The sequence below is a fragment of the Streptomyces sp. SAT1 genome, assembly GCF_001654495.1.
Lineage (GTDB): Bacteria > Actinomycetota > Actinomycetes > Streptomycetales > Streptomycetaceae > Streptomyces > Streptomyces andamanensis.
On record NZ_CP015849.1, the window covers coordinates 4216520 to 4232290 of the forward strand.

General features: G+C 70.7%; 13 protein-coding genes. All 13 read left to right on the forward strand.

The genetic code is table 11. The features are described from left to right. Window positions 1–2 precede the first annotated feature (2 nt). From A8713_RS18195 to nuoN, 13 genes are read left to right on the forward strand one after another with little or no spacing between them, the layout of a single operon-like run. The gene (locus A8713_RS18195; protein WP_037887621.1) at window positions 3–557 is read left to right on the forward strand and encodes a NuoB/complex I 20 kDa subunit family protein; all 555 of its coding nucleotides are present in this window, start codon (window positions 3–5) and stop codon (window positions 555–557) included. Further along, window positions 554–1279 carry an NADH-quinone oxidoreductase subunit C gene (locus A8713_RS18200; protein ID WP_018568269.1) on the forward strand — a complete coding sequence of 242 codons (726 nt, stop codon included), beginning with the start codon at window positions 554–556 and terminating at the stop codon, window positions 1277–1279. The genes A8713_RS18195 and A8713_RS18200 overlap by 4 nt, the downstream gene beginning before the upstream one ends. Beyond that, on the forward strand, window positions 1276–2598 hold the full coding sequence (locus A8713_RS18205) for an NADH-quinone oxidoreductase subunit D (protein ID WP_064534529.1): 1323 nt from the start codon (window positions 1276–1278) through the stop codon (window positions 2596–2598). Before A8713_RS18200 ends, A8713_RS18205 begins: the two co-directional genes overlap by 4 nt. Further along, window positions 2595–3464, forward strand: a complete 870-nt coding sequence (gene nuoE, locus A8713_RS18210; protein WP_037887624.1) for an NADH-quinone oxidoreductase subunit NuoE — start codon at window positions 2595–2597, stop codon at window positions 3462–3464. The genes A8713_RS18205 and nuoE overlap by 4 nt, the downstream gene beginning before the upstream one ends. Then, entirely contained in the window at window positions 3464–4840 is a 1377-nt protein-coding gene (gene nuoF / locus A8713_RS18215; protein WP_064534530.1) for an NADH-quinone oxidoreductase subunit NuoF, read from the forward strand. The genes nuoE and nuoF overlap by 1 nt, the downstream gene beginning before the upstream one ends. Then, window positions 4837–7341, forward strand: a complete 2505-nt coding sequence (locus A8713_RS18220; protein WP_064534531.1) for an NADH-quinone oxidoreductase subunit G — start codon at window positions 4837–4839, stop codon at window positions 7339–7341. The genes nuoF and A8713_RS18220 overlap by 4 nt, the downstream gene beginning before the upstream one ends. Continuing rightward, complete coding sequence (gene nuoH, locus A8713_RS18225; protein ID WP_064534532.1) at window positions 7338–8711, forward strand: NADH-quinone oxidoreductase subunit NuoH; 1374 nt, start codon at window positions 7338–7340, stop codon at window positions 8709–8711. Before A8713_RS18220 ends, nuoH begins: the two co-directional genes overlap by 4 nt. Further along, window positions 8704–9306, forward strand: coding sequence for an NADH-quinone oxidoreductase subunit NuoI (nuoI, locus tag A8713_RS18230; protein WP_064534533.1), 603 nt, complete (start codon window positions 8704–8706; stop codon window positions 9304–9306). Before nuoH ends, nuoI begins: the two co-directional genes overlap by 8 nt. Next, window positions 9303–10145, forward strand: a complete 843-nt coding sequence (locus A8713_RS18235; protein ID WP_064534534.1) for an NADH-quinone oxidoreductase subunit J — start codon at window positions 9303–9305, stop codon at window positions 10143–10145. Before nuoI ends, A8713_RS18235 begins: the two co-directional genes overlap by 4 nt. Then, window positions 10142–10441 carry an NADH-quinone oxidoreductase subunit NuoK gene (nuoK, locus tag A8713_RS18240; RefSeq protein WP_018568277.1) on the forward strand — a complete coding sequence of 100 codons (300 nt, stop codon included), beginning with the start codon at window positions 10142–10144 and terminating at the stop codon, window positions 10439–10441. Before A8713_RS18235 ends, nuoK begins: the two co-directional genes overlap by 4 nt. Before the next feature lie 15 nt (window positions 10442–10456). Next, window positions 10457–12403 carry an NADH-quinone oxidoreductase subunit L gene (nuoL, locus tag A8713_RS18245; protein ID WP_064534535.1) on the forward strand — a complete coding sequence of 649 codons (1947 nt, stop codon included), beginning with the start codon at window positions 10457–10459 and terminating at the stop codon, window positions 12401–12403. A 5-nt stretch (window positions 12404–12408) separates the two neighbouring features. Beyond that, window positions 12409–13980, forward strand: coding sequence for an NADH-quinone oxidoreductase subunit M (locus A8713_RS18250; RefSeq protein ID WP_064534536.1), 1572 nt, complete (start codon window positions 12409–12411; stop codon window positions 13978–13980). Beyond that, window positions 13977–15626: an NADH-quinone oxidoreductase subunit NuoN gene (gene nuoN, locus A8713_RS18255; RefSeq protein ID WP_064534537.1), complete on the forward strand. Its 1650-nt coding sequence runs from the start codon at window positions 13977–13979 to the stop codon at window positions 15624–15626. Before A8713_RS18250 ends, nuoN begins: the two co-directional genes overlap by 4 nt. The last annotated feature ends 145 nt before the right edge of the window (window positions 15627–15771 follow it).

The window sequence follows — 15771 nt, forward strand, 5'->3', positions numbered from 1 at the left end:
ACATGGGACTCGAAGAAAAGCTGCCGAGCGGCTTCCTGCTGACCACCGTGGAGCAGGCCGCGGGCTGGGTGCGTAAGTCGTCCGTCTTCCCGGCCACCTTCGGCCTCGCCTGCTGCGCGATCGAGATGATGACCACCGGAGCCGGCCGCTACGACCTGGCCCGCTTCGGCATGGAGGTGTTCCGCGGTTCGCCCCGCCAGGCGGACCTGATGATCGTGGCCGGCCGGGTCAGCCAGAAGATGGCGCCGGTCCTCAGGCAGGTCTACGACCAGATGCCCAACCCCAAGTGGGTGATCTCCATGGGCGTCTGCGCCTCCTCGGGCGGCATGTTCAACAACTACGCGATCGTCCAGGGCGTCGACCACATCGTCCCCGTCGACATCTATCTGCCCGGCTGCCCGCCCCGCCCCGAGATGCTGATGGACGCGATCCTCAAGCTCCACCAGAAGATCCAGTCCACCAAGCTCGGCGTGAACGCCGAGGAGGCGGCCCGCGAGGCGGAGGAAGCGGCGCTCAAGGCACTGCCCACGATCGAGATGAAGGGGCTGCTGCGATGAGCGACGTGAACCCCGAGAAGGATCTCGGTACCGACAACCTCCCCGGCCAGCGCGGCGAGGGCGGCGAGGAGATCCGCGTCCAGCGCGGCATGTTCGGCGCGAACAACGGCGGCGACACCTCCGGCTACGGCGGCCTGGTCCGCTCGGTGCGGCTGCCCGGACCGGCCACCCGCCCCTACGGCGGCTGGTTCGACGAGGTCGCCGACGAGCTGGAGGGCGCCCTGGAGGAACAGGGCCTGCTGCCGGACAACGCCATCGAGAAGACGGTCGTCGACCGCGGCGAGCTGACCTTCCACATCGAGCGCGAGCACCTGGTCCGCGTCGCCCGCACCCTGCGCGACGACCCCGCGCTGCGCTTCGAGCTGTGCACCGGCGTCAGCGGCGTCCACTACCCGCACGACAAGGGCCGCGAGCTGCACGCCGTCTACCACCTGCGCTCGATCACCCACAACCGGCTGATCCGGCTGGAGGTCAGCGCCCCCGACGCCGACCGGCACATCCCGTCACTGGTGCCCGTCTACCCGACCAACGACTGGCACGAGCGCGAGACCTACGACTTCTTCGGCATCGTCTTCGACGGTCACCCCGCCCTGACGCGGATCATGATGCCGGACGACTGGCCGGGCCACCCGCAGCGCAAGGACTACCCCCTCGGCGGCATCCCCGTCGAGTACAAGGGCGCCCAGATCCCGGCTCCGGACCAGCGGAGGTCGTACTCGTGAGCACTTCGCACGCCTCCCCGAGGGAGACCACGGAAGGCACCGTCTACACGGTCACCGGCGGCGACTGGGACGAGGTCGTCCAGTCCGCGGCCCGCGCCGACGACGAGCGCATCGTCGTCAACATGGGCCCCCAGCACCCCTCCACCCACGGAGTGCTGCGCCTCATCCTGGAGATCGACGGCGAGACGGTCACCGAGGCCCGCTGCGGCATCGGCTACCTGCACACCGGCATCGAGAAGAACCTGGAATTCCGCACGTGGACGCAGGGCACCACCTTCGTCACGCGCATGGACTACCTGACGTCCTTCTTCAACGAGACCGCCTACTGCCTCGGCGTCGAGAAGCTCCTCGGCATCGAGGACCAGATCACCGACCGGGCCACGATCATCCGCGTGCTCCTGATGGAGCTGAACCGGCTCTCCTCCCACCTGGTGTGCATCGCCACCGGCGGCATGGAGCTGGGCGCCACCACCATCATGATCTACGGCTTCCGCGACCGCGAGATGATCCTCGACATCTACGAGCTGATCACCGGCCTCCGGATGAACCACGCGTACATCCGCCCCGGCGGACTCGCCCAGGACCTGCCGCCCGGCGCGGTGGACCAGATCCGCGAGTTCGTGAAGAAGATGCGGAAGAACCTCCCGGAGTACGACAAGCTCGCCACCGGGAACCCCATCTTCAAGGCCCGTATGCAGGACGTCGGCTACCTCGACCTGGCCGGCTGCATGGCCCTGGGCGCCACCGGCCCCATCCTGCGCTCCACCGGCCTGCCGCACGACCTGCGCAAGACCCAGCCGTACTGCGGCTACGAGACGTACGACTTCGACGTCCCGACCGCCGACTCCTGCGACGCCTACGGCCGCTTCCTGATCCGTCTGGAGGAGATGCGCCAGTCGCTCAGGATCGTCGAGCAGTGCCTGGACCGGCTGGAGCCAGGACCGGTCATGGTCGCCGACAAGAAGATCGCCTGGCCCGCCCAGCTCGCCCTGGGACCGGACGGACTCGGCAACTCCCTCGACCACATCAAGAAGATCATGGGCACCTCCATGGAGGCCCTGATCCACCACTTCAAGCTGGTCACCGAGGGCTTCCGGGTCCCGGCCGGACAGGCGTACGCGGCGGTCGAGTCGCCCAAGGGCGAGCTCGGCGTGCACGTCGTCTCCGACGGCGGCACCCGCCCCTTCCGGGTCCATTTCCGCGACCCGTCCTTCACCAACCTTCAGGCCATGGCGGCGATGTGCGAGGGCGGCCAGGTCGCCGACGTCATCGTCGCCGTCGCGTCCATCGACCCCGTGATGGGAGGCGTCGACCGGTGACCACCTCTTCTTCCGAGCGGGGCGTCAGCCTGGGCATGCCCGAACTGCCCGCGCCCGCCTACCCGGACGACGTCCGCGCCCGGCTGGAGGCCGACGCCCGCGAGATCATCGCCCGCTACCCCGACTCGCGCTCCGCGCTGCTGCCGCTGCTGCACCTCGTGCAGTCCGAGGAGGGCCACGTCACGCGCACCGGGATGCGGTTCTGCGCCGACGTCCTCGGGCTGACCACCGCCGAGGTCACCGCGGTCGCCACCTTCTACACCATGTACCGGCGCGGACCCTCCGGCGACTACCAGGTCGGCGTCTGCACCAACACCCTGTGCGCGGTGATGGGCGGCGACGCCCTCTTCGAGACGCTCCAGGAGCACCTGGGCGTCGGCAACGGCGGGACCACCGACGACGGCAAGGTCACCCTGGAGCACATCGAGTGCAACGCGGCCTGCGACTTCGCGCCGGTCGTGATGGTCAACTGGGAGTTCTTCGACAACCAGACGCCCGAGAGCGTCAAGCGCCTGGTCGACGACCTGCGCGCGGGCCGGCCCGTCACGCCCACCCGCGGCGCCCCGATGTGCACCTTCAAGGAGACCGCCCGGATCCTGGCCGGCTTCCCCGACGAGCGCGAGGGCGCCACCGACGCCGGCGGCAGCGCCGGACCCGCCTCGCTGACCGGGCTGCGCCTGGCCCGGGGCGAGAGCGCGCCCGCGCGCGTGGTCCACCCCCGCGAGGGCGGCCCGCAGGACGCGCAGCGCGACACCGTGCACGAGCCGTCGCCGACCGAGCACCTCAGCTCGCACGACGCACCGCAGCAGACCTCGGCCTCCGATCCGTCGCACCCCGCGGGACCCGCCGCCGAGGAGGGGGAGTGATGACCGTGTCCACATCGCAGGGAGGCGCGGCCCGGCCGGAGGCCGGCGGCGGCGCCAGCCCCGAGAAGCTGCTCGCCCCCGTGCTCTCCGCCTTCTGGGACGAGGACCGCTCCTGGACGCTGGACGTCTACCGGCGCCACGAGGGCTACGAAGGACTGCGCAAGGCGCTCGCCATGTCCCCGGACGACGTGATCGCCTACGTCAAGGAGTCCGGACTGCGCGGCCGCGGCGGCGCCGGCTTCCCGACGGGGATGAAGTGGCAGTTCATCCCGCAGGGCGACGGCAAACCGCACTACCTCGTCGTCAACGCCGACGAGTCGGAGCCGGGCACCTGCAAGGACATCCCGCTCCTGTACGCCAACCCGCACAGCCTGATCGAGGGCATCGTCATCGCCTGCCACGCCATCAGGTCGTCGCACGCCTTCATCTATCTGCGCGGCGAGGTCGTCCCCGTGCTGCGGCGGCTGCACTCCGCCGTGCGCGAGGCGTACGCGGCCGGCTACCTCGGGACGGACGTCCTGGGCAGCGGACTCGACCTCGACATCACCGTGCACGCGGGCGCGGGCGCGTACATCTGCGGCGAGGAGACCGCGCTGCTGGACTCGCTCGAAGGCCGCCGCGGACAGCCGCGGCTGCGTCCCCCCTTCCCGGCCGTCGCGGGCCTGTACGCGTGCCCCACTGTCGTGAACAACGTCGAATCCATCGCCTCGGTTCCCGCCATCATGAACCAGGGCAAGGAGTGGTTCCGGTCGATGGGCAGCGAGAAGTCCCCGGGCTTCACGCTCTACTCGCTCAGCGGCCATGTCGCGAGCCCCGGCCAGTACGAGGCACCGCTCGGCATCACCCTGCGCCAGCTCCTGGACATGAGCGGCGGGATGCGCCCCGGGCACCGGCTGAAGTTCTGGACCCCGGGCGGCTCCTCCACCCCCATGTTCACCGAGGAACACCTCGACGTCCCCCTCGACTACGAGGGCGTCGGCGCCGCCGGGTCCATGCTCGGCACCAAGGCGCTCCAGTGCTTCGACGAGACGACCTGCGTGGTGCGGGCCGTCACCCGGTGGACCGAGTTCTACGCCCACGAGTCCTGCGGCAAGTGCACACCCTGCCGCGAGGGCACGTACTGGCTCGTGCAGCTGCTGCGGGACATCGAGGCCGGCAAGGGCGTCATGGCCGACCTCGACAAGCTGAACGACATCGCCGACAACATCAACGGCAAGTCCTTCTGCGCCCTCGGCGACGGCGCGGCCTCCCCCATCTTCTCCTCCCTGAAGTACTTCCGCGCGGAGTACGAGGAGCACATCACGGGCCGCGGCTGCCCCTTCGACCCCGCCCGGTCGACGGTCTGGGCGGACCAGCACACGGAGGTGCTCGCATGACCGTGACCACCAACGCCCCCTCCTCGGGCGGCGCGGCGGCACCCCCGCCGGACGACCTCGTGACGCTGACGATCGACGGCGTCGAGATCAGCGTGCCCAAGGGCACCCTGGTCATCCGGGCCGCCGAACAGCTCGGCATCGAGATCCCCCGGTTCTGCGACCACCCGCTGCTCGACCCGGCCGGCGCCTGCCGCCAGTGCATCGTCGAGGTCGAGGGCCAGCGCAAGCCCATGGCGTCCTGCACCATCACCTGCACCGACGGCATGGTGGTCAAGACCCAGCTGACCTCGCCGGTCGCCGAGAAGGCCCAGCACGGTGTGATGGAGCTGCTGCTCATCAACCACCCGCTGGACTGCCCGGTCTGCGACAAGGGCGGCGAGTGCCCGCTGCAGAACCAGGCCATGTCGCACGGCAACGCCGACTCCCGCTTCGAGGGGAAGAAGCGGACGTACGAGAAGCCGGTGCCGATCTCCGCGCAGGTGCTGCTGGACCGCGAGCGGTGCGTGCTGTGCGCCCGCTGCACCCGCTTCTCCAACCAGGTCGCCGGCGACCCGATGATCGAACTGATCGAGCGCGGCGCGCTCCAGCAGGTCGGCACCGGCGAGGGCGACCCGTTCGAGTCGTACTTCTCCGGCAACACCATCCAGATCTGCCCGGTCGGCGCGCTCACCTCGGCCGCGTACCGCTTCCGCTCGCGCCCCTTCGACCTGGTCTCCTCGCACTCGGTGTGCGAGCACTGCGCGGGCGGCTGCGCCACCCGCACCGACCACCGGCGGGGCAAGGTCATGCGGCGGCTCGCCGCGAACGACCCCGAGGTCAACGAGGAGTGGATCTGCGACAAGGGCCGCTTCGGGTTCCGCTACGCGCAGCTCAAGGACCGGCTGACCACCCCGCTGGTGCGCAACCCCGAGGGCGACCTGGTCGCCGCGTCCTGGCCGGAGGCCCTGGAGATCGCCGCCCAGGGGCTGCTCGCCTCGCGCGGCCGCACCGGTGTCCTCACCGGCGGCCGGCTCACCGTCGAGGACGCCTACGCGTACAGCAAGTTCGCGCGGGTGGCGCTGGACACCAACGACATCGACTTCCGCGCGCGCGTGCACAGCGGCGAGGAGGCCGACTTCCTGGCCGCCCGCGTCGCCGGGCACGGCCGGGACGTCGACGGCACCGGCGTCACGTACACCGCCCTGGAGCAGGCACCGGCCGTGCTGCTGGCCGGGTTCGAGTCCGAGGAGGAGGCGCCGGGCGTCTTCCTGCGACTGCGCAAGGCGTGGCGTAGGCACGGGCAGCGGGTGTTCTCGCTGGCCACGCACGCCACCCGCGGCCTGGAGAAGGCGGGCGGCACCCTGCTGCCGGCCGCGCCCGGCACCGAGACCGAGTGGCTGGACGCGCTGGCGGGCGGCGTCGGCCTGGAGGGCGACGGCAGCCGGGCCGCCGAGGCGCTGCGCGCCGAGGGCGCGGTCATCGTCGTCGGCGAACGGCTCGCCGCCGTCGCGGGCGGCCTCACCGCCGCCGTCCGGGCCGCCACCGCGACCGGCGCCCGCCTGGTGTGGATCCCGCGCCGGGCCGGGGAGCGCGGCGCGATCGAGGCGGGCGCGCTGCCGTCGCTGCTGCCGGGCGGCCGCCCGGCCACCGACCCGCGCGCGCGGGACGAGGTCGCCGCCCTGTGGGGCGTCGCCGCCCTCCCGCACCGCTACGGCCGCGACACCGGCCAGATCCTGGCCGCCGCCGCGGACGGCGAACTCCAGGCGCTGCTGGTCGCCGGGGTGGAGGTCGCCGACCTGCCCGACCCGGCACGCGCGCGTGCCGCCCTGGCCGAGGCCGGGTTCCTGGTCTCGCTGGAGCTGCGGCCCGGCGAGGTCACCGAGCACGCCGACGTGGTCCTGCCGGTCGCGGCCGTCGCCGAGAAGGCGGGCAGCTTCCTCAACTGGGAGGGCCGGGTGCGCTTCTTCGAGGCCGCGCTCAAGCCCGAGCAGATGACCCGCCGGCTCGCCCCGACCGATCTGCGGGTGCTCCAGATGCTGGCCGACGCCATGGACGTCCACCTGGGCCTGCCGGACCTGCGCACCGCGCACGCCGAGCTGGACCGGCTGGGCGCCTGGAGCGGCGCGCGCGCCGCCGATCCCCGCGAGAGCGGCGGCGTACTGCCGCGGCCCGCCGCCGGGGAGGCCGTGCTCGCCGGGCACCGGCTCCTGCTCGACCAGGGCCTCCTCCAGGAGGGCGACGACGCGCTCGCCGGGACCCGGCACGCCGCACGCGCGCGCGTGTCGGCCGCCACGGCCGCCGAGGCGGGCGTCGCGGCCGGCGATCTGCTCGCCGTGACCGGCCCGGCCGGCACGACCGCGTTCCCGCTGGAGGTCACCGAGATGCCCGACCGGGTGGTGTGGCTCCCGCTGAACTCCGCCGGGGCCGGCGTCGCCGCCGACACCGGGGCGCAGCCCGGCTCCCTCGTCCGTATCGGCCCGGCGCCCCGCGCGGCCGGGGCCCTTGAGGAGGTGGAGGCGTGAACCCGTCCCTCGCCGCAGAGAACCTGTCGATGTTCGGCACCGACCCGTGGTGGCTGGTCGTCGTCAAGGCGGTGTTCTGCTTCGCCTTCCTGATGGTGACCGTGCTGTTCTCCATCGTGTGGGAGCGCAAGGTCGTCGCCTGGATGCAGCTGCGCATCGGCCCCAACCGGCACGGCCCCTGGGGCATGCTCCAGTCGCTGGCCGACGGCATCAAGCTGATGCTCAAGGAAGACGTCGTCGTCAAACGCGCCGACAAGGTCGTCTACATCCTCGCGCCGGTCGTCGCCGCCATCCCCGCCTTCATGGCGATCGCCGTGATCCCCTTCGGGCCCGCGGGCAACGAGGTGTCGGTCTTCGGCCACCGCACCGCGATGCAGCTGACCGACCTGCCGATCGCCATGCTGTTCATCCTGGCGGTCGCCTCGGTCGGCATCTACGGCATCGTCCTGGCGGGCTGGAGCTCCGGCTCCACCTACCCGCTGCTGGGCGGTCTGCGCTCCTGCGCGCAGATGATCTCCTACGAGATCGCCATGGGCGCCGCGTTCGCCTCGGTGTTCCTGTACTCGGGGTCGATGTCCACCTCGGCCATCGTGGAACAGCAGCACGACCGCTGGTACATCCTGCTGCTGCCGGTCTCCTTCATCCTCTACATCGTCACCATGGTCGGGGAGACCAACCGCGCCCCGTTCGACATGCCGGAGTCCGAGGGCGACCTGGTCGGCGGCTTCAACACCGAGTACTCCTCGATCAAGTTCGCGATGTTCATGCTCGCCGAGTACGTGAACATGGTGACGGTCTCGGCCGTGGCGACGACGCTGTTCCTGGGCGGCTGGCGGGCCCCGTGGCCGATCAGCACCTTCTGGGAGGGCGCCAACCACGGCTGGTGGCCGCTGCTCTGGTTCGTGATCAAGGTGCAGCTGCTGCTGTTCTTCTTCATCTGGCTGCGCGGCACGCTCCCGCGCGTGCGCTACGACCAGCTGATGAAGCTCGGCTGGAAGGTCCTCATCCCGGTCTCCGTGGTCTGGCTGATGCTCGTCGCGACCGTACGGACCCTCAGGAACGAGCACTACGACTTCGCCGACATCGCCCTCTACGTCGGCGGCGGCGTCCTGGCCCTGCTGGTGCTGTCCTTCGTCGCCGACCTGTTCCGCGAGAAGGGCGAGAAGGGCAGGGCGGCGGAGGGGAGCGCCGCGCAGCCGCCCGGGTTCGACCCGATGGCGGGCGGCTTCCCGGTGCCGCCGCTGCCCGGCCAGGAGCTGCCGCCCGTGCCGCGCCGCCGCCCGCGCCGTGAGCGCGAGCTGATTGTCAGTGGTGGCACCGACACTGTCAGTGACGGATCTCTGGATGGAAAGGAGGCGTCCGATGGCTGAGGAGCCCAAGGGGACCGACCCCGGTTTCCAGAACCCCGTGGCCGGCTTCGGCGTGACCTTCAAGGCCATGTTCAAGAAGCGGCTGACCGAGCAGTACCCGGAGCAGAAGAAGACCACCGCTCCGCGCTTCCACGGACGGCACCAGCTCAACCGCCATCCGGACGGCCTGGAGAAGTGCGTCGGCTGCGAGCTGTGCGCCTGGGCCTGCCCCGCCGACGCCATCTACGTGGAGGGCGCCGACAACACCGACGAGGAGCGCTACTCCCCGGGCGAGCGCTACGGCCGCGTCTACCAGATCAACTACGCCCGCTGCATCCTGTGCGGGCTGTGCATCGAGGCGTGCCCCACCCGCGCGCTGACGATGACCAACGAGTTCGAACTGGCCGACTCCAGCCGCGCCGACCTCATCTACACCAAGGAGCAGCTGCTCGCCGGGCTCGACGAGGGCATGGTGGACACCCCGCACGCCATCTACCCCGGCACCGACGAACAGGACTACTACCGGGGCCTGGTGACGGAGGCCGCGCCCGGCACGGTGCGCCAGCCGGCCGTCTCCAAGGGCGAGCGGATCGCGGACGAGGAGGTGGACGCATGAGCCCCGAGCTCGCCGCCTACACCACCTCCACCGGCGAGGCGTTCCAGTTCTGGGTCCTCGGCACCGTCGCGGTGATCGGCGCGCTGTGCACCGTCTTCATGAAGAAGGCCGTGCACAGCGCCCTGTGCCTGGCCGGCACCATGATCGTCCTGGCCGTGTTCTACCTGGCCAACGGCGCCTACTTCCTCGGGATCGTGCAGATCGTCGTCTACACCGGCGCGATCATGATGCTGTTCCTGTTCGTGGTGATGCTCGTCGGCGTGACCGCCGCCGACTCCCTGAAGGAGACCATCAAGGGCCAGCGCTGGCTGGCCCTGCTGTGCGGCCTCGGCTTCGGCATCCTGCTGTTCGCCGGGATCGCCAACGCCTCCCTGAAGGACTTCGCGGGCGCGGGCAAGGCCAACGCCGGCGGCAACGTGGAGGGCCTGGCCTCCCTGATCTTCACCCGGTACGTGTTCGCGTTCGAGCTCACCGGCGCCCTGCTCATCACCGCCACCATCGGCGCCATGGTGCTCACCCACCGCGAGCGCACCGAGCGGGCCAGGACCCAGCGCGAGCTGTCCGAGCAGCGCGTGCGCGAGGGCAGGCACGTACCGCCGCTGCCCGCCCCCGGCGTCTACGCCCGGCACAACGCCGTGGACATCGCGGGCCTGCTGCCCGACGGCACCCCCTCCGAGCTGACGGTCAGCAAGACCCTGCGCGAGCGCGGCCAGATCCGGGACGTCTCGGCCGAGGCGCTGGGCGACCTCAAGGCGCTGGAGCAGCGGGCCGAGGAGCGCCTGGAGCGCACCGAGACCGGCTCGGCGGCCTTCAAGCGGCCCGAGGAGGCGTCGAAGTGAATCCCGTCAACTACCTGTACCTCGCCGCCCTGCTGTTCACGATCGGTGCCACCGGCGTCCTCATCCGCCGCAACGCCATCGTGGTCTTCATGTGCGTCGAGCTGATGCTGAACGCCTGCAACCTCGCGTTCGTCGTCTTCTCCCGGATGCACGGCAACCTCGACGGCCAGATCATCGCCTTCTTCACGATGGTCGTCGCCGCGGCGGAGGTCGTGGTCGGACTCGCGATCATCGTGTCGCTGTTCCGTTCCCGCCACTCGGCCTCGGTCGACGACGCCAGCCTGATGAAGCTGTAAGGGGTCGGAAGAATCGTGGAGAACCTGATTGCGCTGCTGATCGCGGCGCCCCTGCTCGGAGCGGCCGTCCTCCTGGTCGGCGGCCGGCGCCTGGACGCCGTCGGCCACTGGATCGGCACCCTGCTCGCCGGCGCCTCGTTCGTGATCGGCCTGGTCCTCTTCGCCGACCTGCTCGGCAAGGGCGCCGAACACCGCACCGTGGTCCAGCACCTGTTCAGCTGGATCCCGGTGGCCGGCTTCCAGGCGGACGTCACCTTCCGGCTCGACCAGCTGTCGATGACGTTCGTCCTGCTGATCACCGGCGTCGGCTCGCTCATCCACCTGTACTCCATCGGGTACATGGAGCACGACGAGCGGCGCCGCCGCTTCTTCGGCTATCTCAACCTGTTCCTCGCGGCGATGCTGCTGCTCGTCCTCGCCGACAACTACCTGCTGCTGTACGTCGGCTGGGAGGGCGTCGGTCTCGCCTCCTACCTGCTGATCGGCTTCTGGCAGCACAAGCCCAGCGCGGCCACCGCCGCCAAGAAGGCGTTCCTGGTCAACCGCGTCGGCGACATGGGCCTGTCGATCGCGATCATGCTGATGTTCACCACCTTCGGCACCTTCGCCTTCGGCCCGGTGCTGGGCGGCGCGGGCGACGCGAGCGAGGGCAAGCTCACCGCGATCGGCCTGATGCTGCTGCTCGCGGCCTGCGGCAAGTCCGCCCAGGTGCCGCTGCAGTCCTGGCTCGGTGACGCGATGGAGGGCCCGACCCCGGTCTCCGCCCTCATCCACGCCGCCACGATGGTGACCGCGGGCGTCTACCTGATCGTCCGTTCCGGCGCGATCTTCAACGGCGCGCCCGACGCGCAGCTCGCCGTCACCGTGGTCGGCGCGGTCACGCTGCTCTTCGGTGCGATCGTCGGTTGCGCCAAGGACGACATCAAGAAGGCGCTGGCCGGTTCGACGATGTCGCAGATCGGCTACATGGTGCTGGCCGCCGGACTCGGCCCGGTCGGCTATGTCTTCGCGATCATGCACCTGGTGACGCACGGCTTCTTCAAGGCCGGGCTGTTCCTCGGCGCGGGCTCCGTCATGCACGGCATGAACGACGAGGTCGACATGCGCAAGTACGGCGGCCTGCGTAAGTACATGCCGGTCACCTTCATCACCTTCGGCCTCGGCTACCTCGCCATCATCGGCTTCCCGGGCCTGTCCGGCTTCTTCTCCAAGGACAAGATCATCGAGGCGGCCTTCGCCAAGGGCGGCACCGAGGGCTGGATCCTCGGCGGCGCGGCCCTGCTGGGCGCGGCCATCACCGCGTTCTACATGACCCGCGTGATGCTGATGACGTTCTTCGGCGAGGAGCGCTGGCACCACCGGCCCACCGCCTCGCCCGACGCGCCCAGCGCCGAACCGGCGGCCGAGGAGCGCGGCGCGCACGCCGAGCCGCATCCGCACGAGTCCCCGAAGAGCATGACCGTTCCGATGATCGTGCTGGCCTTCGGTTCGGTCTTCGGCGGCGCGTTCTTCAGCGTCGGCGACCGCTTCCTGCACTGGCTGGAGCCGGTCACCGGGCACAGCGAGGGCGACTCGCCGCTCAGTGCCGCCGCCGTCACCGGCGCCACCATGGTCTGCCTGGTGATCGGCGTCGGCATCGCCTGGGCCCAGTACGGGCGCAGGCCCGTCCCGGCCGTCGCCCCGCGTGGCTCGCTGCTCACCCGCGCCGCCCGCCGCGACCTGCTCCAGGACGACTTCAACCACGTCGTCCTGGTCCGCGGCGGCGAACACCTCACCCGGTCGCTCGTGTACGTCGACCACACCCTGGTCGACGGGGTCGTCAACGGCACGGCGGCCTCCGTGGGCGGCCTGTCCGGGCGGCTGCGCCGCCTCCAGAACGGCTTCGCCCGCTCGTACGCGGTCTCGATGTTCGGCGGTGCGGCCCTCCTGGTCGCCGCGACCCTGCTGATGAGGGCGGTCTGATACCGATGTCCTTTCCTCTGCTGACAGCGACGGCGGTGCTCCCGGCCGTCGGGGCCGTCGCCACGGCCGCCGTACCGGCGGCCCGGCGCACCGCCGCCAAATGGCTCGCCCTGGCCGTCTCCCTGGGCACGCTCGCGCTGGCCGTCGCCACCCTGGTCCGCTTCGACCCGGACGGCGCGCGCTACCAGCTCACCGAGTCGCACTCCTGGATCGCGGCCTTCGGCGTCCGCTACGAACTGGGCGTGGACGGCATCGGGGTGGCGCTGGTCGGGCTGACCGCGCTGCTGATCCCGTTCGTGATCCTCGCGGGCTGGCACGACGCCGATCCGCTGGAGACCGGCAGCCGCCGCTGGCGTCCCACGCAGGGCTTCTTCGCCCTGATCCTGGCCGTCGAGGCGATGGTGATCCTCTCCTTCGAGGCCACCGACGTCTTCCTCTTCTACATCTTCTTCGAAGCCATGCTGATCCCGCTGTACTTCCTGATCGGCGGCTTCGGGGACCGGGCCCACGAACACGGCGAGCAGGCGGCCGCCACCCAGCGGTCGTACGCGGCGGTGAAGTTCCTCCTCTACAACCTGGTCGGCGGCCTGATCATGCTGGCCGCGGTGATCGGCCTGTACGTGGTCGCGGGGAACTTCTCGCTGGCCGAGATCGCCGAGGCCCGCGCCAACGGCTCGCTGCACATGGCGACCGGCACCGAGCGCTGGCTGTTCCTCGGCTTCTTCTTCGCCTTCGCGGTGAAGGCGCCGCTGTGGCCGCTGCACACCTGGCTGCCCAACGCCATGGGGGAGTCCACCGCCCCGGTCGCCGTCCTGATCACGGCGGTCGTCGACAAGGTGGGCACCTTCGCGATGCTCCGCTTCTGCCTCCAGCTCTTCCCGGAGGCCAGCAAGTGGGCGACGCCCGTCATCCTCGTCCTCGCCGTGATCAGCATCATCTACGGCGCGCTGCTGGCGGTCGGCCAGCGGGACATCAAGCGCCTGGTGGCGTACGCGTCGATCTCGCACTTCGGCTTCATCATCCTGGGCATCTTCGCGATGACCAGCCAGGGCCAGTCCGGCGCGACGCTCTACATGGTCAACCACGGCATCTCGACGGCGGCGCTGCTGCTGGTCGCCGGCTTCCTGATCTCCCGGCGCGGCTCGCGGCTCATCGCCGACTACGGCGGGGTGCAGAAGGTCGCCCCGGTGCTCGCCGGGACCTTCCTGATCGGCGGTCTGGCGACCCTCTCGCTGCCGGGGCTCGCGCCCTTCGTCAGTGAGTTCCTGGTGCTGGTCGGCACCTTCACCCGGTACCCGGCCATCGGCATCGTCGCCACCCTGGGCATCGTGCTCGCCGCGCTGTACGTCCTCGTCCTCTACCAGCGGACGATGACCGGCCCGGTGAAGCCGGAGGTCTCCGCGATGCCCGACCTCAGGGTGCGCGAGCTGGTGGTCGTGGCGCCGCTGATCGTGCTGCTGGTCTTCCTGGGCGTCTACCCCAAGCCCGTGACGAACATCGTGAACCCGGCGGTCAAGCAGACCATGTCCGACGTACACAAGACCGACCCCAAGCCCGACCTGGAGGCGGCGAAGTGAGCGCAGCAGCCGTCCACAGCCTGTGGACAACCGCGGCCGACCCGATCGCCAAGATCGGCGCGCCGAAGATCGAGTACGGGCAGCTGTCGCCCACCCTCATCGTCGTGGGCGCGGCGATCGTCGGGGTGCTGGTCGAGGCGTTCGTCCCGCGCAAGTCGCGGTACCACGCGCAGGTGTTCGTGTCCGCCGTAGCGCTGTGCGCCGCCTTCGCCGCGGTCGTCGCGCTCGCGGCGGACGGCTACGGCACCACCAAGGCGCACATCGCCGCCATGGGCGCCGTCGCCGTCGACGGGCCGTCCCTGTTCCTCCAGGGCACGATCCTGCTGGCCGGACTGGTCGGGCTGTTCACCTTCGCCGAGCGCCGCCTGGACCCGGAGGCGCACGGCAACCGCGTCGACTCCTTCGCCGCGCAGGCGTCCGCCGTACCGGGCAGCGACGGCGAGAAGGCCGCGGTGAAGGCCGGTTTCACCACCACCGAGGTGTTCCCGCTGCTGCTGTTCGCCGTCGCGGGCATGCTGGTCTTCCCCTCGGCCAATGACCTGCTGACGCTGTTCGTGGCCCTGGAGGTCTTCTCCCTCCCGCTGTACCTGCTGTGCGCGCTGGCCCGCCGCAAGCGGCTCATGTCGCAGGAGGCCGCGGTCAAGTACTTCCTGCTCGGCGCGTTCGCCTCGGCGTTCACCCTGTTCGGCATCGCCCTGCTGTACGGGTACGCGGGCTCGGTGTCGTACACGACGATCGCGCAGGTCGTCGAGGGCAATGTGCCCACCGTCGACCCGGCCCTGGCCAACACCACCGGGAACGACGCGCTGCTGCTGATCGGCACCGCGCTGGTCGTGATGGGACTGCTGTTCAAGGTCGGCGCTGTGCCGTTCCACATGTGGACGCCGGACGTCTACCAGGGCGCCCCGACCCCGGTCACCGGCTTCATGGCCGCGGCGACCAAGGTGGCCGCGTTCGGCGCGCTGCTGCGGCTGCTGTACGTGGTGCTGCCGGGGCTGCGCTGGGACTGGCGGCCGGTGATGTGGGGCGTGGCGATCATCACCATGCTGGGCGGTGCGATCGTCGCGATCACCCAGACCGACATCAAACGGCTGCTGGCGTACTCGTCGGTCGCCCACGCCGGTTTCATCCTCGCGGGTGTCATCGCCACCTCGAAGGACGGCGTCTCCTCCGTCCTCTTCTACCTGGCCGCGTACTCCTTCGTGACGATCGGCGCCTTCGCCGTGGTCACCCTGGTCCGCGACGCGGGCGGCGAGGCCACGCACCTGTCCAAGTGGGCCGGGCTCGGCCGGCGCTCCCCGCTGGTGGCGGCCGTCTTCGCCGTCTTCCTGCTGGCCTTCGCCGGTATCCCGCTGACCAGCGGCTTCGCCGGTAAGTTCGCCGTCTTCAAGGCGGCGGCGGAGGGCGGCGCGGCCCCGCTGGTCGTGATCGGTGTGATCTCCTCCGCGGTCGCCGCCTTCTTCTACATCCGTGTGATCGTCCTCATGTTCTTCAGCGAGCCCCACCCCGAGGGCCCCACCGTCGCGGTCCCCTCGCCCCTGACCATGACCGCCATCGCCGTGGGCGTCGCCGTCACGGTCGTCCTCGGCGTCGCCCCCCAGTACTTCCTGGACCTGGCGGACCAGGCGGGGGTGTTCGTGCGCTGATCCGGCACGCGGCACATCGGCACGGATCGGCACGGAGCGGCACGGATCGGCACGGAGCGGCCCGGTCCCCCTCGCACGGGGGACCGGGCCGCTCGCTCGTGCGAGGGCTGCCTGTGGACAACTTCGGGGGATGTCGGCGCGGACC

Coding starts and splice junctions, on each gene's coding strand:
- nuoF (WP_064534530.1), top strand. CDS start 3,464: ATGACCGTGTCCACATCGCAGGGAGGCGCGGCCCGGCCGGAGGCCGGC.
- A8713_RS18195 (WP_037887621.1), top strand. CDS start 3: ATGGGACTCGAAGAAAAGCTGCCGAGCGGCTTCCTGCTGACCACCGTG.
- A8713_RS18250 (WP_064534536.1), top strand. CDS start 12,409: ATGTCCTTTCCTCTGCTGACAGCGACGGCGGTGCTCCCGGCCGTCGGG.
- A8713_RS18235 (WP_064534534.1), top strand. CDS start 9,303: ATGAGCCCCGAGCTCGCCGCCTACACCACCTCCACCGGCGAGGCGTTC.
- A8713_RS18200 (WP_018568269.1), top strand. CDS start 554: ATGAGCGACGTGAACCCCGAGAAGGATCTCGGTACCGACAACCTCCCC.
- nuoI (WP_064534533.1), top strand. CDS start 8,704: ATGGCTGAGGAGCCCAAGGGGACCGACCCCGGTTTCCAGAACCCCGTG.
- A8713_RS18220 (WP_064534531.1), top strand. CDS start 4,837: ATGACCGTGACCACCAACGCCCCCTCCTCGGGCGGCGCGGCGGCACCC.